This window comes from Kitasatospora sp. NPDC097605 (genome assembly GCF_040302725.1).
GTDB lineage: Bacteria > Actinomycetota > Actinomycetes > Streptomycetales > Streptomycetaceae > Kitasatospora.
Map to the genome: position 1 here is coordinate 169,671 of NZ_JBEOSF010000004.1, position 22,950 is coordinate 192,620.

A 22,950-nucleotide genomic window follows, 5' to 3' on the forward strand; every position below is an offset into this window, starting at 1 on the left:
GGCTTGAGCATGGCGCCAAGGTGGCGCCATCATGACGTCACCTGGATCGCCGTCGGGAAGCGATGCCGGGCTGGTTTCGGCCGATCGCCGATGACCAGCCCTCCACCCCGGCCATCGAGACCCTGCGCGGACTGCTGCTCGGCAGCGGCATCGGCCACAACGGCTGGCTCGCCGTCGCCTGGTGCCTCGCCCTGACCGTGCTCGGCTACGGCTGCTCGAAGGCGGTCTTCGACCGCGACCCGCGGTGACCACCGGGACCTCGGTGACCGGAGAACAACGGCCCGCACATACCCGTGGGACGGCGCGCCGCCGGAGCTCAGGCGGCGGCGCCCTTCCGCGCGAGATCGACCGCGATGCCGTCCAGGACGCCGGCGAGACCCGAGGCGAACAAGGCGTCGAGATCCCAGGGGTCGGCGCCCGCGCGCATCGCGCGGGAGAGGCGGGGATACGCCCCGGGTTCGTACAGCGGGTCCTGCGCGTGATCCGAGGGTTCCGCCCCCTGGTCCGCGGTGAGCTTCGACTGCCGCTCCGCCTCCGCGTCGCTGACCAGGATCAGCGCCACACCTTGCACGTAGGAGGCGAACATGAACATGTACCGGAAGGCGTCGGCGGGTTCGAGGTCGAGCCCGTCGAACGAGGAGAAGGCGCTCTCGCTGTCCGCCGCGAGAGCCGGGCTGAAATACGCACGGGTCGTCACCATGACCCTCGGCAGGATCCACGGGTGGCGGTGGTACAGCTCCCAGTCGCGGTACGCGGCGCGTTCGAGGCCGTGACGCCAGTTCCGCGGTGGTGAGTCGGGCAGCGGTACGTCCGCCATCGCGGCTTCCACCATCAGGGTCACCAGGGCGTCCTTGGACGCCACGTGCCGGTACAGGGACATCGTGCCGGTGCCGAGTTCCATGGCGACCCGGCGCATCGACAGCGCGTCGAGCCCCTCCGCGTCCGCGACGACGATCCCGGCCCGCACGATGCGCTCGACGGTGAGATGCGGTGCGCCGTCGTCGCCCTCCGGGACGTCGGCCGACCGTTCCGCCCTGCGCGCCCGGTAGACCTTCGCCTGGCACGCACGCGAGCAGTAGATCCTGGGCCGCCCCCGGTCCGTGGGCTCCAGGGTTGCCTTGCACGACGCGCACGCCGGCTGCACGGACATCGACGAACTCCTTTTCATCACACCTCAGGGTTGTGTGTCGAAATTCTAGACGCTCGTGCGGTCGAGTGCATCGGTCAGGCTGGAATAGCAGGTCAAAAAGGTGTTGTAGCGGCTGAGTGTGTTGGCGTACCGTGTACGCGTTTTCCACATCATCATGCGTACACAGTACGCACCCGGGCCGGTTGCGACCGTCCGGATCCCGTACGGCTGCTCAGGAGAAGGCATGACCGAAGAGAAGAAGCGAGCCGGAGTGGTGGAGTGGGCCGGTCTCGCCGTCCTGGTGCTGCCCTGCGTCCTGGCCTCCATGGACATGGCCGTCATGTTCATCACGCTCCCCTCGCTGACGGCCGACCTCGGACCGAGCGGTTCCGAGCAGCTGTGGATCATGGACTCCTACGGCTTCCTCCTCGCCGGACTGCTCATCACGATGGGCACGCTCGGTGACCGCTTCGGCCGGCGGCGGGTGCTGCTCGCGGGCGCCGCGGCCTTCGGCGTCGCCTCGGTCCTGGCGGCCTACGCGACCAGCCCCGGGACGCTCATCGCGGCCCGCATGCTCCTGGGCATCGCCGGAGCCACGCTGGCGCCGTCGACCCTCTCCTTGATCCGGAGCATGTTCCACGACTCCGCCCAGCGAGCCACCGCGGTCGGCATCTGGACGGCGGGCTTCGCGGGCGGCGCCGTGCTCGGCCCGATCATCGGCGGTCTGCTCCTGGAGCACTTCTGGTGGGGATCGGTCTTCTTGATCAACGTGCCGGTGATGGTCCTGCTGCTGATCCTCGGCCCACTGATGCTCACCGAACACCGCGACCCCGCGCCGGGCCGGTTCGACCTGCCCGGCGCCGCCATGTCCCTGGTGGCCGTCCTCGGCGTCATCTACGGCGTCAAGGCCCTGGCGGAGCACGGCTTCGGGTGGACCCCCCTGGCGTGCTGCGCCGCCGGACTCGCCGTCGGAGCGGCGTTCCTCCGCCGACAGCGCAAGGCCGCGAACCCGATGATCGACATGAGGCTGTTCAACACGCGCCGGTTCAACCTGCCCCTGCTCATCGACGCCCTGGCGACGTTCGGACTGGTCGGCTTCAGTCTGTTCAACTGGCAGTTCATGCAACTCGTGCTGGGCATGGGGCCGTTGGAGTCGGCCGTGTGGTCCCTGCCCACCTTCCTCGTGATGCCCCTGGGCATCGCGCTCGCCACCGCGGCCGCCCCGCGCGTCGGCAAGCCCAACGTGATCGCCGCCGGGCTGCTCGTGGCCACCGCCGGCTACCTCGTGCTGGCCCTGCTCCGGGCCGATTCGGGAATCGTCCACCTCGTCGGCGGCATGACCGTCGTCGCGATCGGCATCGGCGCCGTCTCCGCGGTCGTCACCGAGGTGATCCTCTCCGCCGCACCACCGGAGCGGGCCGGGGCGGCCTCCGCGATGGCGGAAACCTCCGCCGAACTCGGCGGGGCGCTGGGCATCGCGCTCCTGGGCAGCATCGGAACCGCCGTCTACCGTTCGGAACTGACGGCCAAGGCTCCCGAGGCCCTCACGCCCGGGCAACTGGACGCGGTGAGGAGCACCCTCGGCGGCGCCGTCGAGACCGCCGCCGCCCTCCCGGGTAGCACCGCCGAATCCCTGCGGAACGTGGCCTTCGATGCCTTCGCCCGGGAGACACGGATCGCCGCGGTGGCCCTCGCCGTCCTCATGTCGGGCGCGGCGATCCTCATCGCCACCCTGCTGCGCACCGCGGGATCCCCGGCGGAGCACCGTGACGGGGAAGGCGCGGCGGAGCCGCGCTCGCGGGCGGCCGCTTCCTGAGTGATCCGGCCGAGGGAATTCGGTTGCGGTTCCGCGGGGTGACGGAAAGGCTCATACCGCTCCGAACATTCCCAGCTCCTCCGAAACCGGACTTCCCGATGAGCAACGTCACCGTCAGCACCCGTCAGGGTCAGGTCCGCGGTCACCTCCGCGACGGCATGGCCTCCTTCCTGGGCATCCCTTACGCGGCACCGCCGTTCGGCGCGAACCGGATGCGTCCGCCGCGGCCCGCCGAGCCGTGGAGCGGCGTGCGTGACGCGCTCGTCCACGGTCCGAGCGCGCCGCAGCCGGGCTGGATCCGGTGGTCGCGCGGGCCGTCTACGCCGGGACCCGGCCGCGGGCCGGTGCCGCCGACCTGTTCTCGGCGGTGATGAGCGACCACGGCTACCGGCTGCCGGCGCTCCGCGTCGCGGAGGCGCGCGCCGCCCAGGGCGCGGACACCTACGTCTACGAGTTCACCCAGCCGTCCCCGGCCCTGGACGGCGCCCTCGGGGCCTGCCACATGGCCGAGATCGGCGCCGTCTTCGGGAACCCGCACGACCCGCTGACGGACCCGTCGGCCCATCCGCGGCTGTCCGAACGGGTCCGCGGCGCCTGGATCTCCTTCGCCCGCCACGGCCGTCCCGCCGGGGACCACCTGCCGCCCTGGCCCGCCTACCTGCCCGGCCGGTCCGTCATGTTCCTGGACGCCACCGCACCCGCGGTCCACCAGGACCCCGCCCGTTCCGAACGACTCCTGTGGGACGGCCTGCGCTGACCGGAACGCCGGACACCGGCGGAAGCACCGGCGGAAGCACCGGCGGGAGTCCGGGGAGGAGGAGCCGGGGACGGCGTGCGCCGTCCCCGGCTTCCGTCGGTTTTTCCCCCGCATTGCCCGCCGGTTGACGGCCAATTTCCTGCACTTTACGTCTGCGGCGAAGCATTTCGGCCAACTTGTTGCCGCACGGGTGACGTGTTCCCACCAAAGCTGGCACTGTACCGTCCCATCGCCGCAGGGGCCCTTGTAGTCGCACGTGCACCGCCGCACGGCGAGGCGAGCACGTCGAAGACCGTTCCAGCCACTCGAACCACCAAGCTCTACCGGGCGGCACCACCCTCGGCCGCCCGGCTGACTCCGGCCGCCCGAACGCGGCCGTCGCAGAAGGAGTTCAGTGTGACTCGATCCCGCAGAAAGTCCGTCACCGCGAGCGCGTTGATCGCCGGCGCCGCGATGATCGTGACTGCGCTGCCCGCCGGTGTCGCCTCCGCCGAGGACGCACCGGCCGGGGCCGCCGCCGAGGCGCGGGCCTTCACCGGCGCACTGCCGGTGGAGCTGTCGCCGGAGCAGCGCGGCACGTTGCTGGCCGCCGCCGACGCGACCCGGGCGCAGACCGCCAGGGTGCTGAACCTGGGCTCCGGGGAGGCGCTGGTCGTCCGGGGCGTCACCAGGGACGCGGACGGCAGCGTGCACACCCGCTACGAGCGCACCTTCGACGGACTGCCGGTGCTCGGTGGCGACCTGGTCGTCCACACCGCTCCGGACGGCTCCACCAGGGGCGTCACCAAGGCCACCGAGGCGGACATCGCCGTCGACACCACCCCCGGGGAGAGCGCCGAGGCGGCCAAGGGCCTCGCACTCGACAGCGCCGGGAGCGCGAAGGTCCAGGAGCCGGCGGCCGACAGCGCCCGTCAGGTGGTCTGGGCGGCGTCCGGCACCCCGCGCCTGGCGTGGGAGACGATCGTGACGGGCACGCAGGAGGACGGCACGCCGTCCGAGCTGCACGTCATCACCGACGCGAACTCCGGCAAGAAGATCTTCGAGTACCAGGGCATCGAGACCGGCGTCGGCAACAGCAAGTACTCCGGCCAGGTCACCATCGGCACCTCGGCGGCCGCCGGCGGCGGCTACGCGATGACCGACCCCACCCGCGGCGGCCACAGCACCTACGACCTGAACGGCACCACCGGCACCAGGACGCTGTTCACCAACCCGACCGACACCTGGGGCGACGGCACCGTCGGCAACCGGCAGACCGCCGCCGTGGACGCCGCCTACGGCGCCCAACTCACCTGGGACTACTACAAGAGCGTCCACGGCCGCAACGGCATCAAGGACGACGGCGTCGGCGCCTACACCCGGGTCCACTACGGCAAGAACTACGTCAACGCGTTCTGGTCCGACAGCTGCTTCTGCATGACCTACGGCGACGGCGCGGGCAACGTCAAGCCGCTGACCTCCATCGACGTCGGCGGCCACGAGATGACCCACGGCGTCACCTCCGCCACCGCGGGCCTGATCTACAGCGGCGAGTCCGGCGGCCTGAACGAGGCCACCTCCGACATCATGGCCGCCGCCATCGAGTTCTGGGCCGGCAACCCCGAGGACAAGGGCGACTACCTGGTCGGCGAGAAGATCGACATCAGGGGCGACGGCACCCCGCTGCGCTACATGGACAAGCCCTCCAAGGACGGCCGCTCCAGGGACTCCTGGTCGTCCGACCTCGGCACCATCGACGTCCACTACTCCTCCGGCCCGGCCAACCACTGGTTCTACCTGGCCTCCGAGGGCAGCGGCGCCAAGACCGTCAACGGCGTGGCCTACGACTCCCCGACCTCCGACGGCCTGCCGGTGACCGGCATCGGCCGGGACGCGGCCGCCAAGATCTGGTACCGGGCGCTGACCACCTACATGACCTCGTCCACCAACTACGCGGCGGCCCGCGTCGCCACCCTCCAGGCCGCCGCCGACCTGTACGGGCAGTCCAGCGCGACCTACATGAACACCGCCAACGCCTGGGCGGCCATCAACGTCGGCCCGCGCGTCGTCGACGGCCTCCTGCTCGACCCCGTCGCCAACCAGATCACCGAGGTCGGCGCCCCCGCCGAACTCCAGGTCAAGGCCGCCAACTTCAACCCCGGCGCCGTCACCTACCACGTGACCGGCCTCCCCGAGGGCCTGAAGCTCCACCCGGTCACCGGCCGCATCACCGGCACCCCGGCCACCGCCGGCACCTCGACGGTGACCGTCACCGCCAAGGCCTCCCACCACAGCAGCATCTCGACGACGTTCACCTGGAGGGTCTCCCCGGGCATCTTCACGAACACCACCGCCGTGCCGATCCCGGACGGGGGCCCGGCGGTCTTCTCGGACATCGTCGTCGACCGGATCGCGGGCCAGGCGCCCGGCAACCTCGCGGTGGGCGTGGACATCAAGCACACCTGGCGCGGTGACCTGGCCGTCGACCTGGTCGGCCCGGACGGCACGGTGTACTCGCTGAAGAAGAGCAACCTCGGCGACTCGGCCGACAACGTCGTCGAGACCTACACGGTGGACGCCTCCGCCCAGCTCGCCAACGGCACCTGGCGGCTCCGGGTGCAGGACATGTACCGCAGCGACTCGGGCCGCATCGACGGCTGGAAGCTCGTCTTCTGATCGGTTTCCCACCCGGGTGATCCGGCCGGCGCACCTTGCCGGCCGGATCACTCCTGCCTGTGCGGCGCGGCTCGCCGACCCCCGTTGGGCCGCGCCGCACCCGAAGGCCGCTTCCTGACGATCACAACCCTGGACCCGCCGGAGACGGCGAAGTACGGTGAGCGCGCCGCTGGAGCCCGCTCCGACCGCCGTGGAGCCGACCTGCCCGGGTCGCCCGACCGCGCGCGGGAGCGACGACGGCAACTGACCAGCGCTCACAATCCGGTGGTGCCGAAGAACTCGACGTGCCCGATTGCCGGTGTGATGGCGAGTTCACGAGGGGGGATCGACAGTGACGTCGGCGAGCACGCGCGGGACCGGCCAGGTCCATCGGGCTTTCGAGGACAGGGCGGGACGGGCCCCGGACGACATCGCCGTGGTGGCGGGGAATGTCCGGAGCACCTACGCGGAGGTCGACCGCCGGGCCGCCGCCGTGGCCCGCGAGCTGCGCCGCCGGGGGGCCGGGCGGGGTTCGCTGGTGGGCGTCTGCCTGGACCGCGACGAGTGGCTGGTCCCCGCGCTGCTGGGGGTCTGGAAGGCCGGTGCGGCCTATGTGCCGCTGGATCCGGCCTACCCGGCGGACCGCCTGGAGTTCATCGCCACCGACGCCGGGATCTCCCACCTGGTCTCCTCGGCGGCGGTTCTCGGGCGCCGCGGCGACGTCCTGCGGGCCACCGGAGCCGACCCGCTGCTCGTCGGCACGGTGGCCCCGGGCACCGGCGACGGCCCCGACCCCGACCTCGACCTCGACCTCGGCCCCGGCCTCGACCTCGCCGGCGAGCCGACGGACGCCGCGTACGTGATGTACACCTCGGGCTCGACCGGCCGGCCCAAGGGCGTGGTGGTCGAGCACCGCAACGTGGCCGCCCTGCTGCGCTGGGAGTCCTCCGTGTACTCGGCCGGCGAGCTGCGCGGGATGCTGGCCGCGACATCGGTCTGCTTCGACCCGTCGGTGACCCAGTTGTTCCTCCCGCTGCTCTGCGGCGGGACGGTGATCGTGGCCGAGAACCTGCTCGCGCTGTCCGCCCTGCCCGCGCGGGACCGGGTCACGACGGTCTACGGGACGCCGTCCGCGCTGGCCGCGCTCGTGCGCGAGCCCCTGCCGCCCGGCGTGCGCACCGTCCGCGCGGGCGGCGAACCGCTCACCCGCGCCCTGGCGGACCGGATCTACGCCAACGCCGGCGTACGACGGGTCGTCCAGAGCTACGGCCCGACCGAGTGCACCGTCAGCTGCGTGACCCACGAGGTGCCCAGAGCCGGGCGGGAGGAGCCGCCGATCGGAACGCCCTACGCGGAGAGCGGCCTCTCGGTCCGGGACGGCGCCGGGAACCTGCTGGGCGACGGCGAGACCGGGGAACTCTGGGTGTCCGGTCCGCTGGTCGGCCGGGGCTATCTGGCCAGGCCGGAGCTGACGGCGGAACGGTTCGTCACGGACGCCGCCGGCATCCGGCACTACCGGACCGGCGACCTGGTGCGGAGAGTGGACGGGCTGCACCGCTTCGCCGGGCGGATCGACGACCAGGTGAAGGTCCGCGGCTTCCGGATCGAGCTCGGCGAGGTCGAGGCGGTGCTCGCGGGGCACCCGGCCGTCCGCCACGCCGTGGTCCTCGCGCCGGCCGACGAGGACGGCACCCGACGGCTGGTGGCCTTCGCGGAGTCGGCCGACCGGACGCTCACCGAGGCGCGGCTGCGTGCCTGGCTGCGGGACCGGCTGCCGGACCACCTGGTCCCCTCCCGGACCGCCGTCCTGGAGCGCCTGCCCGTCGGACCGACCGGCAAGGCCGACCGCGCCGCGCTGGCCGCGGTGGAGTTCGGCCGCGCGGCCGACACCGAGTACACCGCCCCGCGCACCGACACCGAGCAGCGGATCGCGCGGACCGTCGCCGGCGTCCTCGGGGTGGCGGAGGTCGGGATCCATGACGACTTCGGGGCGCTCGGCGGGCACTCGCTCGCGGCCGCCCGCGTCTGCGCCGTCCTGGGCCGCGACTTCGGGACGGCCGTCCCGCTGGCGGACTTCCTCGCCGTGCCCACCGTCGCCGGACTCGCCGCGCTGCTGCAGGCCGGGCCGGCCGGCCGCCCGGGCCCGGCGCCGGAACCCGCGCCGGCCCGTCACGCCGGGCGGGACAGCTACCCGCTGACGTCCGCGCAGCAGGGGATGTGGCTGCTGCGGCAGGTCGGTTCCGGCGAGCGCGCCACCACCATCGCCTTCCGGCTGCGGCTGCGCGGACTGCCGCGCACGGCGCGGCTGCGGGCCGCGCTGGACGCGGTGGTCGAGCGGCACGAGGTGCTGCGCAGCGTCGTGCGGACCGGCGGCGTGCTGGACGCCTCCGGCCGGGCGGTCGACGGCGAACCGCTCGCGCTGGTCCGCCCGCCGGCCCCGGTGCCGTTCCAGGAGCACGATCTGCGGGGAGTGCCGGAGGCGGAGCGGGTGGGCCGGGCGGCCGGCCTGGCGCGCGCGGCCGCGGGCCACGCGTTCGACCTCGCCACCGAGACACCGCTGCTCAGGGCCACGCTGCTCCGGCTCGACGAGGACGAGGCCGAACTGGTCGTCGTGACCGACCACCTGGCCTTCGACGGCTGGTCGATCGGCGTCCTGATGACGGAGCTGGCCGGCGGCCTGGTCAGTGGCCCGGGTGGCGGCCCGGACCTCGCGCCGCCGCCCGTCCAGGTCGGCGACATCGCGCTGCAGGAGCGTGCGCTGGCCGCCCGGCCGGACCGGGTGGAGGAGCTGCGGGCCTTCTGGGCGGGGGAGTTGGCCGACGCCGTCCCGCCGCAGGACCTCTTCCCCGCCGTGCCCGCCGGCCCCGGCCGGCTGGTCGGCGAACGGCTGTCCCGGCCCCTCGACGCCGGGACGGCGGCCCGGTTGCGCGAGCTCGCGGCCGACTGCGGATCCACGCCGTTCCCGGTGCTGCTGACCGTGCTCGGGGTCCTGGTCGCCGGCCTCACCGGCCGCTCCGACGTCCTCCTGGGCGCGGCGGTGGCGCAGCGGGCGCACCCCGGGCTGGAGGCGGTCGTCGGGCCACTGGTCGGCATCAGACCGGTCAGGCTGAGGCTGGCGGAGGGGGAGTCCTTCCGGAGCGCCGTCGGCCGTGCCTCCGCCACGACCGCCCGGGTGATGGACCATCAGGGGTTCACGGTGCAGGAGGCGTTCGAGGCGGCCGGCGTCCAACACCCCCGAGGGACGATGGGCACCCCCGTCGTGCTCTCGCTGCAGCCGCCCGGCCTGCCCGTGGCGGTGGAGCAGGACGGCGTTCGTCTGGAGTTGCTCGGTGAGGTGAGCAGCGGCGGGACGCAGGCGCCGCTGACCGTGTTCCTCAACGAGACCGTGCGGGGGCCCGAGCTCCAGATCGAGTACGCCGTGGACCGGTTCGGTCCGGCCGACGCCGAGGCGTTCGCCGACCGGCTGCTCCGGGTCCTGCGCGCCGCGGCGGCCGGTCCGGACCTTCCGCTGTCGGCCCTGGAGCTGGTGAGCGGGGAGGAGCGGGCCGCGCTGCTCGCCGCCGGCACCGGAGTCCCGCTTCCGGCCGGCGGTCCGCGGACGGTGGTGGCGGCCGTCCTCGACCAGGCCGCCCGGCGGCCGGCCGCGGTGGCCACCTGCGACGCGGCCGGTGCACTCGGCTACGCGGAACTGGCCGAACGGTCCCGGCGGGTGGCCGCGGCCCTGCTCGCGACGAGAGCGTCCGAGCCGGCGGCAGGGCCCGGTGCGGCCTTCACCGTCGGGGTCTGCCTGCCCCGCGACCGGTACCTGCCCGCGGCCCTGCTCGGCGTCCTGCGCGCGGGTGCGGCCTACGTCCCCCTGGAGCCGGACCAGCCCCTCGAACGGCTGCGCGCCCAGCTCGCCGACTCCGGGGCGGCCGTGGTCATCGCCGCCGGGGAGACCCTCGCGCCGGCCGGCGCGCTGGCCGAGGCGGTCGGCGTCGGTGTCCTCGACGTGGGCTCCCCGCCCGACCCCGGCCCCACGAGGCTGCCCGAGGTGGCGCCCGAGGGGGCGGCCTACGTGCTGTACACCTCCGGTTCGACCGGCCGGCCCAAGGGCGTGGAGGTCACGCACGCGAACCTGGCCGCCTTCGTGGCCGCGATGCGGATCACGCCGGGCGTCCGGCCCGACGACGTGGTGCTCGGTCTCACGTCACCGGCCTTCGACGTGTTCGGCTTCGAACTCTGGGTCAGCCTGGCGCATGGACTCCGGCTGGCGGTGCTGGACCGCGAGGCCGCGGTGGACGGGTACGCCGTCGCGCGGTTCATCGACCGGGCCGGGGTGACCCTGATGACCGCCACGCCGACCACGCTGCGGATGCTGGTCGCCGCCGGGTGGTCGGGACCGGGGGTGCGCGTGGTCAGCATCGGCGAGCCGATGGACCCCGGGCTGGCGGGCGAACTCCTGGCACGGACGGGCGAGGTGTGGAACGCCTACGGGCCCACCGAGAGCACGGTCTACTCGACCATGGCGCGGGTGGGGAGGCCCGTCGGCGAGGCGGTGCCGATCGGCCGCCCGCTGGCCGGGGAGACGGCCTACGTGCTGGACGCCTTGGGGCGTCTGGTGCCGCCGGGAGTGGCCGGAGAGCTGTGGATCGGCGGTGCGGGCGTCGCCCGGGGCTACCGGAACCGGCCCGACGCGACGGCGACGGCGTTCACCGCCGATCCGTTCGCACCGGGCGGAAGGCGCTACCGGACCGGCGACCTGGCCCGCTGGCGGCCCTGGGGGTCCTCCCGGCCGGAGGCCGGGGGAGGCATCCTCGAGTTCCTGGGCCGCCGGGACCAGCAGGTGAAGCTGCGCGGCCACCGGATCGAACTCGGCGAGATCGAGACCGCCCTGCGCGCGGAACCGGCGGTCCTGGACGCGGCCGTCGTGATCCTCGGCGAGGGCGCCGACGCCCACCTGGTCGGCTATCTCGCGGTGGGTCCCTCGGCGGCGAGCGCGGACGGCCCGAGCACGCGCGCGGTGGAGGAGCGCCTGCACACCCGCGTCCCCGACCACATGGTGCCCCGGCGGTGGGTCGTGCTCGACGCCCTGCCGCTGACGGCCTCGGGGAAGGTGAACCGGAACGCCCTCCCGGCGCCCGGTGGCGATTCCGGCCCCGAATCCGGCCGCGCCCGGATCGCCCCGAGCAGCGATGCCGAGCTGCTGGTGGCCGAGGTGTGGGAGACCGTGCTCGGGGCCGCCGGAATCGGCGCCCACGACGACTTCTTCGCGCTCGGCGGGCACTCGCTGGCGGCCACCCGGGTCGCGGGCCGGCTGATGGCGGCGCTGGACCTCGCGCTGCCGGTGCGCCTGCTGTTCGAGCACCCGCGCCTGGCCGACTTCGCCGCCGCGCTGGAGGCCCTGCTGCTGGCCGACCTCGCCGAGTCCGCCGATCCGGCCGAGTCCGAGTCTGCCGACCTCGCCGAGTCCGCCGGCCTGGCCGAGTCCGTCTCCGCCGACCTCGCCGAGTCCGCCACCCCGGCCTCCCGCACCGCCGGCGGTGCCGCATGACCGAGGTGTCCGCCCAGCGGCGCGATCCCCAGCTCGCCGACGCGCTGCGCGCCCGGCTGGCCTCGGCCCGCCGCACCACCGCCCGCACCACCCCGGCGATACCCGCCCGGCCGGCCGGGGACGGCCCGGCCCCGCTGTCCGCCGCCCAGGCGCGGCTGTGGTTCCTCACCCAGCTGGATCCGGAGAGCACCGCCTACCACATCCCGGTCGCGCTGCACCTGCACGGACCGCTGGACGTCGCGGCGCTGCTGGGGGCGGTGCGGGACCTCGCCGAACGGCACCGGGTCCTGCGGAGCCTGATCGTCGAGACCGGCGGTGAGCCGATGGCGGTGGCGGGCCCGGCGGACGCGGTGCCGCTGGCCGAGCTCGACCTGACCGGGCCGGGGGAGCGGGAGTCGCTGGAGCGCCGCCTGCTGGAGGACCTGCGCAGGCCGTTCGACCTGGCCGTGGAACCGCCCCTGCGGGCGACGCTGCTCCGGCTCGGCACCGACGAGCACGTGCTGGCGCTGACGGTGCACCACATCGCCTTCGACGCCTGGTCGAGGACCGTGGCGGTGACGGAGCTGGCGGCGCTCTACGCGGCACGGCTCGGTCTGGCCGAGTCTCCCGCACCGCCACCGGTCCAGTACCCGGACTACGCGCACTGGCTCGCCCGGCGGCCGGAGGAAGGCGGCCGGACGGAGCGCGACCTGGCCTGGTGGGTCCGCACGCTGTCCGGTCTGGAGCCGGTCCTGGACCTGCCCACCGACCTGCCCCGCCCGCCGGTCGCGGACCGGACGGGCGCGGAGGTGCCGGTAGTCCTGCCGGCCGCCCTGACCGCCAAGGTGCGAGGGCGTGCCGCCGAGGCCGGCTGCACGCCGTTCATGGTGCTGCTCGCGGTCTGGCAGGAGCTGCTGGCCCGGCTGTCGGGCGTCGACGACGTGCCGGTCGGCGTGCCCGAGGCGGGACGGCGGCATCCCGACACCGAGCGCACGATCGGTTTCTTCATCAACACCCTGACCATGCGGACCGATCTGTCGGGCCGGCCGAGCGGCCGCGAGCTGCTGACCCGGGTGCGCGACGTGGCGCTGGAGGCCTTCGCCCGCACCGAGGTCCCGTTCGAGCGGATCGTGGACCGGCTGCGCCCGGCCCGCGACCTCTCCACCACGCCGCTCTTCCAGGTCCTCCTCAACGTGATCGACACCCCGGCGCCGGCGCCGCGCTTCCCGGGCCTGGCGGCGAAGGTCTTCGCACCGCCGGCGACCACGGCCAAGTTCGATCTGAACCTGGCCTTCACGGCCGTCCCGTCGAGCGGCACCGGCGACACCTTCGAGGGGTCGCTGATCTACCGCACCGACCTCTTCGAGCAGCACACCGCGCGGCGGATCACCGCGTGGTACGCGGCCCTGCTGGACGGCGTGCTGTCCGAGCTCGACCGCCCCGTGCGCGACGTGGCGCTGGAACCGGTGGACGGACCGCTGCTGTCCGGCCCGCGCCGGCGGTTCGACCTCACCCGGCCGCTGCACGCTCTCGTCGAGCGCTGGGCGGTCGAACGGCCCGACGCGACGGCGGTCGTGGGCCCCGACGGCGCACTCGGCTACGGACAGCTGGACCGGCGGGCGAACCGGCTCGCGCACCGGCTGCTCGCGGCCGGGGTCGGACCGCGGGAACCCGTCGCCGTCCTGGCCGACCGGCGGACCCCCCTCGTGATCGCCCTGCTCGCCACCCTCAAGGCCGGCGCGGTCTACCTGCCGCTCGACCCGGCGTACCCGGACGAGCGGCTGGCCGACATCCTGGCGACCGCGGGCGCGCGCGTCGTCCTCGCGGAGCGGGAGTTCGCGCAGCGCCTCCCGGGGCCCGGTCCGGATCCGGCGGACACCCGCCCGGAGCCGCTGATCCTCGACGATCCGTCCGCTCCGGAGCCGTCACCGGCACCGCGACAGCCCGACGGAGCACCGGAGGTGGCCGTCGACCCGGCCGCGCCGGCCTACCTGATCTTCACCTCGGGCTCGACCGGCCGCCCCAAGGGCGTCACCGTCGAGCACCGGCAGATCACGCACTACCTGCACGCGGTGGCCGAGCGACTGGCCGGCCCCGGCGTCGCGGGCGGCGCGTTCGCCCTGGTGTCCACCCATGCGGCGGACCTCGGCATGACCAACGTGTTCGGAGCGCTGACCACCGGCGGCACGGTGCACCTGGTGGACCGCGAGGTGGCGACCGACCCCGAGGCGTACGGGAGGTACCTGGAGGCGCACCCGGTCGACGCGGTCAAGATGGTGCCGAGCCACCTGGAACTGCTCGCCGCCCACGGGGACCTCGGCCGGGTGCTGCCCCGCAAGCTGCTCGTCCTCGCGGGGGAGGCGTGCTCCTGGGACCTGGTCGCCAGGATCCGCGCCGCCCGGCCCGAGCTGGCCGTGCAGGTGCACTACGGCCCCACCGAGACCACGGTGTCCGTGCTCGGCTGCGCCGTGGAGGAGACCGCGCCGGCCCGGCGTTCGGGAACGGTCCCGATCGGCCGGCCGCTGGCCGGCGTGGACTGCTGGGTGGTCGACCCCGACGGCCGGCCGCTGCCCGCCGGGGTGCCCGGCGAGCTGTGGATCGGCGGGCCGAGCGTGGCGCGCGGCTATGTCGGCAGGCCCGACCTGACCGACGAGCGCTTCGTGCCCGATCCGGTGACCGGCACCGTGCGGTGCTACCGCTCCGGGGACCGGGTCCGGCTGACCGCGGCCGGCCTGTTCGAGTTCCTCGGCCGGATCGACGACCAGGTCAAGATCCGCGGCTTCCGGGTGGAGCTCGGCGAGGTGGCCACCGCGCTGCGCGAGCTGCCCGAACTCGCCGACGCCGTGGTGCTGCCGGTCGGCGAGGCCCACGCCGCGCGGCTCGCCGCCTGGGTGACCCCGGCGGCGCCGGGGTCCGCCGTGGACGTCGCCCGGGTGCGCACCGCGCTGCGCCGGCGGCTGCCCGACCACATGGTGCCCTCGGCGGTCGTCGTGCTCCCCGCGCTGCCGCTCAACCCCAACGGCAAGGTCGACCGGTCGGCCCTGCCCGCACCCGAGCCGGCGGCGGGCACCGGGCACACCGCCCCGGGCACGCCGACCGAGCTGCGGGTCGCCCGGGCCTGGGCCCAGGTCCTCGAACCGGGCGCGGCCGAGGGCATCGGCATCGACGACGACTTCTTCGCCCTGGGCGGAGACTCCTTCCGGGCGGTGCGCGCCGTCCGGGCGATCGACCCGGCGCTGCGGGTGATCGACCTGTTCACCCGGCCGACCGTCCGCGAGCTGGCCGCCTTCCTCGACGCGGCCGAGGCGGGCGGGCCCGGCGGCGAGCGCCGCCTGCTGCACCGGCTGGCGGGTCCGCCGCCCGGCCGGCTCCCGACCGTCACCGTGGTCTGCCTCCCCTACGGGGGCGGTTCGGCGGCCTCCTACGGCCCGCTCGCCACCGAACTGGCCACCGCGATGCCCGGCGCGGCCGTGCTGGCCGTGGAACTGCCCGGACACGATCCGGCCCGGCCGGACGAGCCGCTGCTTCCGCTGACCGTGCTGATCGACCGGGTCGTCGGCGAACTGGCGGAACGGGCCGGGGCGACCGGGGCGGTCGGCCCGGTGGCGGTGTACGGCCACTGCGTCGGCTCGGCCGCGGCCACCGAACTGGCGCTGCGCCTGGAGGCCGAGGGCGTCCCGGTGACGGGCCTGCTGGTCGGCGGCAGCTTCCCCGGCGCGCGACTGCCGGGACGTCTGTCGACCTGGCTGCGCAGCAGGTTCCCGGCCACCCGCTGGACATCGGACCGGGCCTACCGGGACTTCCTGCGCACCCTCGGCGGCATGGACGACGGCGGTGACGGAGCCGGGGACGGCGACCGGGAAGCGGCCGAGGCGGCCCAGCGGACGATGCTGCGCGCCCTTCGGCACGACGTGGACCAGGCACAGGGCTGGTTCACCGGTGAACTGACCAGGCCGGACGCCCGCCGGCTGCGGGCCCCGGTGCTCTGCGTGATCGGCGAACGCGACCGCTCCACGGAGCTCTACGAGGAGCGGTTCGCGGAGTGGGGGGCCTTCGCGGACCGGGTGGAGCTGGTCACCCTCCCCAGGGCGGGCCACTACTTCCTCAAGCACCAGGCCGACCGGCTGGCCGCGCTGGTCGGCGAGCGGCTCGGTGCCTGGGCCGGCGGCCGGCTGCCGGAGCCGCTCGCCGACGTCACGGTCGTCGGCGGCAGGGCGCGGCGCGACCTGAGGGACTTCTACCTCATGGCCACGGGTCAGACGGTCTCGCTGATCGGCAGTGCGCTGACCTCCTTCGCCCTCGGCGTCTGGGCCTACCAGCGCAGCGGGCGGGTCGTCGACTACGCGCTGATCAGCATGCTCGCCATGCTCCCGGCGATCGTCGCGGGGCCGCTGGGCGGCGCGGTGGCGGACCGGGTGGACCGCCGCCGGGTCATGCTCGGCTGTGACGCGGTCTCCGCGGCCGCCGCGGTGTCCCTGGTGGCGGCGCTGTGGAGCGGCGGCCTGACGCTCTGGCAGGTCGGTCCGATCGTGGGCGTTATGTCGCTGGTGACCGCGTTCCGGCGCCCGGCCTACCTGGCCGCCGTCGCCCAGCTGGTCCCCAAGCCCTACCTGGTGCAGGCCAACGGGCTGGCCAATCTCGGTGCCGGCCTGGGGACGCTGATCGCCCCGCTGGCCGGCGGCGCGCTGATCGGGCTGGTCGGCCTGCCCTGGGTGGTGGCCGTGGACGTCGCCTCGTTCCTCGTCGGCCTGGCCGCGCTGCTGTGGGTACGCCTCCCCGACCGGCTCTTCCGCCGGCGGGAGGAGTCCTTCGCCCGGACCGTCGTCGGCGGCTGGCGGTTCCTGGCCCGGCGCCGTCCGCTGGTGGTCATGATCGTGTTCTTCATGGTGGAGAACTACCTGGGCACGCTCGCGGTGACGCTGACGGTCCCGAACCTGCTCTCCTTCAGCGGCACCACGGCGGTGGGCGTGGTCACCGCGGTCGGTGGCGCGGGGGCGGTCGCGGGCAGCGTGGTCGTGGCGCTCTGGGGCGGCACCGCGCGGCGGGCGACCGGCATGGTGGGGTTCGTGAGCGGCGTGGGCCTGGGCGTCGTCCTGGTCGGCCTGCGTCCGTCGGTGACGCTGGCGGCCGTGGGCGCGCTGGTCTGGTGGGCGTCCATGAGCATCCTCAATGCGCACTGGCTGGCCATCATCCAGCTCAAGGTCGGCCCGGACCTCCAGGGCCGGGTGCTTGCCACCAACCAGATGCTCGCCGTCGCGATGACCCCGCTGGCCTTCCTCACCACCGCGCCCCTCGCCGGCTCCTTCGGCGGCCTCCTCGACCCGGGCGGACCGCTCGCCGGCACCGTGGGACGGGTGCTCGGCACCGGCCCCGGCCGCGGCACCGGCCTGCTCCTCGTCACCTGTGGGGTGCTGCTGATCGTCTGGGCCGTCCTGGGCCTGCGCCACCGCCCCCTGCGCTTCCTGGAGGACGCGCTGCCGGACGCCGTCGCCGGCGCCGAGATCCCCGAGGACCTCGACACGGTGCAGGCGGCGGCCGACCGCGCCCTGCCGGCCCGGGAGGTGGTGACCGGACCGGCCGTCACGGGGGCCTGACCCGGTCACCGGACCCGGTCCGACGCGTCGGACCGCCGCGTCCGGTCGCCGCTCAGTTCTCGGCGAAGACCGTGTCCTCGGGTTGCGCGGTCATCCGCACGACCGAGCCGTCGGTGATCTGGACCAGGGGAGCGAGGGACAGCTGCTTCGTCCGCGTCGACAGCACCTCGACGGTGTCCTCCTTGCCCGCCAGATAGGCGGGAAACCCGGTCAGCGACTGCTCGACCAGGTTGAAGTGGTCGACCAGCCGCCGGAACAGCTTCGGGAGGATGACCACCTCGGTGAGGGACGCCATGCCGGTGACGAAGGCGCCGGCCGGAGTCGTGGTGGCGTCGAGCGGCCACAGCCCCAGGCCGGCCTCGCGAGCCTGGCGGGTGACGGCGGCCAGCTCCTCCCGGAGTTCGCGGGGCAGCTTGCCGTAGAAACCGGGGTAGACCAGGCCGGTCTTGAGCAGGTGGTGGTTGGCGGTGGTCCGCAACAGCGGCACGTCCACCTGCAGTTCGGTGCCGTCGGCGCCGGGCGGGGTGCCGGTGCCGAGCAGGGCGACACACCGCTTGAAGGCGTCCCCGCCCTGGGTGAGGAGCCACCCGGGGCTCTGCGGCGGGTCGGCGGAGACGACCCGCTGTCCGATCCGCTGGACGTTGCCGAACCCGAGGAAGGTCAGGAGTTCCTGCGCGGCCTTGTCGCCGAACTCGGCGGGCTGGCGCATCCGCGGCCCGGTCCGGTCGTAGTGGGTCTCCAGGGCGTCGATGCCGTCGAGCCTGGCCCTGGCGACACCGTTCTTGACCTCGACCGGGGCGTCCTTGAGCCGGCCGAAGGCGAGCGGGTCGGTGGGGAGGAAGGTGATGGTGTCGCCGTCGGGTTCGGTACCGATGACGCGGTACTCGCCGAGGACCAGCAGCATGGTCATGGCAGCCTTCTGATAGGGGAGGGCGGCGCCACTCTATGGGTGCGTTCGATCACACTCAATCACCGGTGCGTCGGCGCGCTGTCCGCGTGTCGGTGCCGGGCGCGGCGAGCGCGGCACCGAGCAGGGCCGCGGCGGCGGCCCGGGCGGCCGTGGCCGCGGACGGGTCGCGGTCCGTGCCCGCCGAGACCCCGGCGCCGTCGTGGAGCAGGTGCACCTGGTGGGCCAGGGCCTGCATGGACTACCGGGCAGCGGCCGAGGACGTCGCCCAGGACCGCGAGGACGCCTGCCGCGGACGACGTCCGCGGAGTGCCGATGCCCCGGTGCGGACACCTCTGCCAGGAGGAACGTGCCGACGTCGTCAACAGGGAACTCCTCGACTTCCTCGCGGGTCGGGCGCTCCGGGAGGCGGCACAGCGCAACGGCGTCCCGGCGGGTCAGGACCGTCGGGACGCCGTTGCGCATCCGGTTCGTCGCCCGGTGCCTACTCCGAGCACTCCTCCGCGAAGCCGCTGGTCCGGAGGGTGTCGCAGCACATCAGCGGTTCGAGGGTCTGCTCATCGGTCTCGGGGAGTTCCTGCAGTTCCAGGAGATCGGTCTCCACGTTCCTTTCCTCTCTTTCCGTGGGGTTCTCCGGCCCGCCGATCGGTGTCGACGAGCCAGGAGCGGTTCCCGCCGTGCTTGAGGCGCAGCAGGTAGTCGAGGGTGCCGGCGAGGCCGGTCTGGTAGCTCGCGCCGACGTCGCGCAGGGTCTCGTCCGGCACCAGGAGGCGGCCGTCGCGCCGGGCGGCCCGGCTGTCCAGGCAGGTGGCGATCTCGGCCGCCCGTTCGCGGTGGTGCTCGTCGCCGGTGGCGTCGGCCATGTCGAGCAGCAGTTGGCCGCTTCCGGCCGCGCCGTGGCAGGTGCTCGGGCCGACCCGCCAGCGGTCCTGGTGGACGGCGTTCGCCGCGTGGTCGGCGTAGGTGCGGAAGCGCGGGTCGGCGGTGGCCTGCCAGAGGCGGATCAGGAAGGTGCCGATGCCGCCGGCGCCGTGGCACCAGAAGGTCAGGTCGGTTCGCTCGCCGCGGCGGGGGCCCCTGGGCCAGTGGGCGGCGTCGCCGTGCACCTCGGCGACGGCGCACAGGGCGTGTCCGGCGGCGGTCGCGAGCTCGACCAGCTCCGGACGGTTCAGCTCGCGGCCCGCGGCGAGCAGGAAAGCGGCGTGGCCGGCGAGGCCGTGCCCGAAGCCGTAGAAGGCGGATCCGGCGAGTTCCCGGCGGTGCTGGACGCCGGCCGGCCAGTCCACGCCGTCCTTCCGGCCGGAGATGAGGAGCAGCAGCCGGTCGGCGCAGATCGAGGCCCGCTCGGCGAACCGCGGATCGCCCGTGGCGTGCCACAGGTGGAGCTGGGCGAGGCCGGCGCCGGCGAGGCCGTGGCAGATGTCGGGGTTGCCCCAGTCGAGCGGGATGTCCAGGGCGTAGCGCTCGGCCCGGTCGGCCAGCCGCCGGTCGTCCAGGGTACGGGCCGCGTCGTACAGGGCCCAGACCGTGCCGGAGCGGCCGAAGTACAGGCCGGGCAGGATCCGGTCGGGTTTGGCCAGCCGTTCGTCCAGCCACCGGGCGGCGATGCGGAGCGTCGGTTCGGCGCCCGGCTCGTCGCAGCGCACCGCCCGGTCCAGGACGGCCAGCACGCCGGCCGCGCCGAGTTGCACGCTGCACGGGTCGCCCAGGGGGGTCTCACGCGGCCAGGCCCACAGGTGGCCCTCGTCCGCTCGGGCCGTGGCGGCCAGCTGGGCCAGGCCGTCCGCGAGCAGCCGGTCGATCCCGTCCGCGGACAGGCGCTGCCGGTCGGGGGCCGTGGCGGGGGAGTCCGCCGGCCGCGCTCGCAGGAACGCCGTGGCCTCCGCCAGGGACCAACGCTCGGGCGGGTCGGCGGTGAGGCCGATCACCAGGGGGGCCAGGGCGCGCAGGGCGCGACTCGACGGCGCGGCGGCGTCGACGAGGGCCTTCAGCCGTGGCCCGGCCGTACGGCGGGGCGGGGTGTCCGGGGCCAGCCGGGGGACGATGCCGGTGACGGCGTAGAGCAGGGTGGCACCCAGGCTGAAGCAGTCCACCTCCGGTCCGGGCGCCGGCGGCGGCTCGCCGCCGCCGCGGTCCGGGCCGTCGAGGTAGGCGGGATCGGTGAAACCGTCCGTGCCCACGACCGGGGCCGGCTCGCCGGGGCGGACCGCGCACTCCAGGTCGACCAGCAGCGGCCGGTCGTGCGGCGTCATGACGACGTTGCCGGGCTTGAGATCGCGCAGCACGAACCCGGCCGCGTGCACCTCGCCGACCAGCCGGATGAGGTCACGCGCCAGGGCCCGTGCCGTGTCCACCGGTAGCCGGCCGCCGGCCGCGAGCCGCTGGGACGACCACTGCTGCAGGTTCTCGCCGCCGATGAGGTCCTCGACGAGGAAGACGTGCCCCGCGCTCTCGAACACCTCGCGGACGGCGGGCGTCAGGCGCAGCGGCGCGAGCCGGGTGAGGGTCTCGGCCTCGTAGCGGAGCCAGTGCCGGGCGTCGCGCCCGTCGTGGTCGGTGCCGATGTGCGGTCGGGCTTCCTTGAGCAGGACGTCGTCGCCGGTGCGCAGGTCGCGTGCCCGGTACACGCCGCCGCGGTTGGAGTGCCGGACGGCCTCCCGGACGAGGTAGCGGCCGGCCACCGTGGTCGGGGCGCCGCGCGGCCGCCGCGGGTTCGACCGGGGCGGCGGGGGGAACGGCGGCGGGGCCCAGGCCGGCGGGGAGAACCAGGGGTTGCGCTGATCCGTCACGAGGGTCCCGTCCGGTGCGCGGAGGCGGCTCTCGTACAGGCCCTCGTCGTTGAGCTCGGGGGCGGCGGCGAAACAGCCGTACCGGTAGTGGACGAGGCTGCCCGGCTTGTAGCGCCGGTCCGACAGGATCGCCGGCCCGGCCAGGCCCAGCGTCCGTTCATGGAGTTCCTCCGCGAGCGCGCGCAGCTGGTCGTCGGAGGCCGGGTACGCGGTGAGGAACTTCCCCGCCTGGGCGCGCCCCGCCCGCGCCGAGGTCAGCTCCGCGGTGACCCGCGGCGAGACGGCGAACTTGAACGCGCACCCGTGCGCCGACAGGACGCCGGCGGCGTTCTCCAGGACCTGCGGCGCGGACAGCGGCGTGGCGGAGAGGTGCAGCTTCCACCCCTGCTCGCGATGGACACGGTGCGGCGGTTCGGCCGTGCACCATGTCTCACCCTCCCGAAGCGTCCAGCCGGCCCCCAGCTCCCCCATGCTTCGCAGAGCGATCAAGCGGTAGCTTTCCGTCATACTTCGAGGGTATGGCATCGGTCGGACACCCGGAACGGGGCGCCGGGGGCACATGCGTGGCCTTGAGCCCTGCCCGTGCTGGACGTGCCTCGAACTCGCCCCTACGGTCGGCCCATGGGTGATGTTCCTCGTCGGCGCTCGATCACGCCGGACGCGCCGGCCGCGCTCGGGTTCGCCCTCCTCCCACAGGTGTCGCTGCTGCGCCCGGCGGACGGCGGCGGGGTGAGCGCCACCGCCGTGTGGCTGCTGTCCCTGGGCGCCGCGCTGCCGCTGGTCGTCCGGAGGCGGTGGCCGGTCCCGGTGTTCGTGGTCGTCCTCACCGTCGCCGGTGCGGCGCTGGCCGCCGGGGTCGGGCCGGCCCCCCTCCTCGCCGCCGCCTACGCCCTGTACCCGGTGGCCACCGCCAGGAGCGGGCGACCGGGGCTGTCCGCGGCCCGCGTCGCCGGGTTCTGCGGGGGCGGCGCCGTCCTGATGACGGTGGCGGGAGGTCAGGGGTACCAGGGTGGGAGCAGGGTCGTGCAGCTCGTGCTCGGACTGCTCGTCCTCGGCGCCACCTGGGCGACCGGGACGGCGGTCGGGGAACGGCGGGAGAGCCTGCGGCGCACCATCGAGCACGCGGCCGAGCAGGCGAAGGCCGAGGAGCGCCTGCGCATCGCCCGGGACATCCACGACGTCGTCACCCACAGCGTGGGCCTGATCGCGGTCAAGGCGGGCATCGCCAACCACGTGGCCGCCACGCGCCCCGAAGAGGCGGGGGAGGCCTTGGCGGTGATCGAGGACGTCAGCCGCCGGGCGCTGCGTGACATGCGGGCCATCCTCGAGGTCCTGCGCCGTGAGGAGGACGGCGGCGCCGGTGACCTGCGGCCGGTCCAGGGGCTGGCGGACGTACCGGCCCTGGTGCGTACGGCCGAGGCGGCCGGAGTCCGCGTCGACCTGCGGACCGCGTACGAGGAGGAACCCCCGGACGGTGTCGCGCTGTCCGTGTTCCGGATCGTCCAGGAGGCCCTGACCAACGTCGTCAAGCACGCCGCGCCCACCCGCTGCCGGGTCCGACTCGCCGCCGCCCGGGGCACGTTGACGGTCGACATCACCGACGAGGGCCCCGGGCCCGGGCACCGGCCCACCGTGCCCGGCGGGGAGATGGGCCTGGTGGGGATGGCGGAGCGGGTCGCCGCCCACCGGGGCACCTTCAGCGCCGGGCCGCGGCCGGGCGGCGGCTTCCGGATCGCGGCGACACTGCCGTACTGAGGCCCGGCCCGTGTGCCGGACTCATTCGCAGGTAGGGGTTTCGGCGCGTGCGGGCCG

11 protein-coding genes and 1 pseudogene are annotated in these 22,950 nt (G+C 74.6%); 8 read left to right on the top strand and 4 right to left on the bottom strand.

Annotated features, from left to right (window positions below; all coding sequences use genetic code 11):
* Positions 1 to 56: 56 nt before the first annotated feature.
* A pseudogene (locus ABTX81_RS06385) lies at positions 57 to 248 on the top strand (ABC transporter permease); the annotation flags it as partial.
* Between the two features lie 68 nt (positions 249 to 316).
* Here the strand turns inward: ABTX81_RS06385 and ABTX81_RS06390 are convergent.
* The gene (locus tag ABTX81_RS06390; RefSeq protein WP_350541934.1) at positions 317 to 1,150 is read right to left on the bottom strand and encodes a TetR/AcrR family transcriptional regulator; all 834 of its coding nucleotides are present in this window, start codon (positions 1,148 to 1,150) and stop codon (positions 317 to 319) included.
* 223 nt (positions 1,151 to 1,373) lie between these two features.
* Here ABTX81_RS06390 and ABTX81_RS06395 point away from each other — a divergent pair, with 223 nt between their 5' ends.
* From ABTX81_RS06395 to ABTX81_RS06420, 6 genes are all read left to right on the top strand, one after another.
* Positions 1,374 to 2,945, top strand: coding sequence for an MFS transporter (locus ABTX81_RS06395; protein WP_350541936.1), 1,572 nt, complete (start codon positions 1,374 to 1,376; stop codon positions 2,943 to 2,945).
* 158 nt (positions 2,946 to 3,103) lie between these two features.
* Complete coding sequence (locus tag ABTX81_RS06400) at positions 3,104 to 3,316, top strand: carboxylesterase family protein (protein ID WP_350542247.1); 213 nt, start codon at positions 3,104 to 3,106, stop codon at positions 3,314 to 3,316.
* Positions 3,247 to 3,702, top strand: coding sequence for a carboxylesterase family protein (locus tag ABTX81_RS06405; protein WP_350541938.1), 456 nt, complete (start codon positions 3,247 to 3,249; stop codon positions 3,700 to 3,702). Before ABTX81_RS06400 ends, ABTX81_RS06405 begins: the two co-directional genes overlap by 70 nt.
* A 453-nt stretch (positions 3,703 to 4,155) precedes the next feature.
* Entirely contained in the window at positions 4,156 to 6,357 is a 2,202-nt protein-coding gene (locus ABTX81_RS06410) for a M4 family metallopeptidase (RefSeq protein WP_350542248.1), read from the top strand.
* A gap of 331 nt (positions 6,358 to 6,688) precedes the next feature.
* A complete protein-coding gene (locus ABTX81_RS06415; protein WP_350541940.1) occupies positions 6,689 to 11,869 on the top strand; it encodes a non-ribosomal peptide synthetase in 5,181 nt (1,726 codons plus the stop codon).
* Positions 11,866 to 17,442: a non-ribosomal peptide synthetase/MFS transporter gene (locus tag ABTX81_RS06420; RefSeq protein ID WP_350541942.1), complete on the top strand. Its 5,577-nt coding sequence runs from the start codon at positions 11,866 to 11,868 to the stop codon at positions 17,440 to 17,442. The genes ABTX81_RS06415 and ABTX81_RS06420 overlap by 4 nt, the downstream gene beginning before the upstream one ends.
* A 52-nt stretch (positions 17,443 to 17,494) precedes the next feature.
* On the opposite strand, the gene ABTX81_RS06425 is transcribed toward ABTX81_RS06420, so the two are convergent.
* The 3 genes from ABTX81_RS06425 to lanL all read right to left on the bottom strand — a co-directional run bounded on the left by ABTX81_RS06425 (position 17,495) and on the right by lanL (position 21,645).
* On the bottom strand, positions 17,495 to 18,352 hold the full coding sequence (locus ABTX81_RS06425) for a thermonuclease family protein (RefSeq protein WP_350541944.1): 858 nt from the start codon (positions 18,350 to 18,352) through the stop codon (positions 17,495 to 17,497).
* Between the two features lie 55 nt (positions 18,353 to 18,407).
* A complete protein-coding gene (locus tag ABTX81_RS06430; protein WP_350541946.1) occupies positions 18,408 to 18,587 on the bottom strand; it encodes a hypothetical protein in 180 nt (59 codons plus the stop codon).
* Positions 18,588 to 18,906: 319 nt separating this feature from the next.
* Positions 18,907 to 21,645, bottom strand: coding sequence for a class IV lanthionine synthetase LanL (lanL, locus tag ABTX81_RS06435; protein ID WP_350541948.1), 2,739 nt, complete (start codon positions 21,643 to 21,645; stop codon positions 18,907 to 18,909).
* 114 nt (positions 21,646 to 21,759) lie between these two features.
* Between lanL and ABTX81_RS06440 the strand changes: the two genes are divergently transcribed.
* Positions 21,760 to 22,893: a sensor histidine kinase gene (locus tag ABTX81_RS06440; protein WP_350541950.1), complete on the top strand. Its 1,134-nt coding sequence runs from the start codon at positions 21,760 to 21,762 to the stop codon at positions 22,891 to 22,893.
* The last annotated feature ends 57 nt before the right edge of the window (positions 22,894 to 22,950 follow it).

Excerpts from the sequence above, each read along its gene's own strand:
- ABTX81_RS06395 (WP_350541936.1), top strand. The coding sequence starts at position 1,374 with ATGACCGAAGAGAAGAAGCGAGCCGGAGTGGTGGAGTGGGCCGGTCTC.
- ABTX81_RS06400 (WP_350542247.1), top strand. The coding sequence starts at position 3,104 with ATGGCCTCCTTCCTGGGCATCCCTTACGCGGCACCGCCGTTCGGCGCG.
- ABTX81_RS06410 (WP_350542248.1), top strand. The coding sequence starts at position 4,156 with ATGATCGTGACTGCGCTGCCCGCCGGTGTCGCCTCCGCCGAGGACGCA.
- ABTX81_RS06425 (WP_350541944.1), bottom strand. The coding sequence starts at position 18,352 with ATGACCATGCTGCTGGTCCTCGGCGAGTACCGCGTCATCGGTACCGAA.
- ABTX81_RS06390 (WP_350541934.1), bottom strand. The coding sequence starts at position 1,150 with ATGTCCGTGCAGCCGGCGTGCGCGTCGTGCAAGGCAACCCTGGAGCCC.
- ABTX81_RS06430 (WP_350541946.1), bottom strand. The coding sequence starts at position 18,587 with ATGCAGGCCCTGGCCCACCAGGTGCACCTGCTCCACGACGGCGCCGGG.
- ABTX81_RS06420 (WP_350541942.1), top strand. The coding sequence starts at position 11,866 with ATGACCGAGGTGTCCGCCCAGCGGCGCGATCCCCAGCTCGCCGACGCG.
- ABTX81_RS06440 (WP_350541950.1), top strand. The coding sequence starts at position 21,760 with ATGGGTGATGTTCCTCGTCGGCGCTCGATCACGCCGGACGCGCCGGCC.
- lanL (WP_350541948.1), bottom strand. The coding sequence starts at position 21,645 with ATGACGGAAAGCTACCGCTTGATCGCTCTGCGAAGCATGGGGGAGCTG.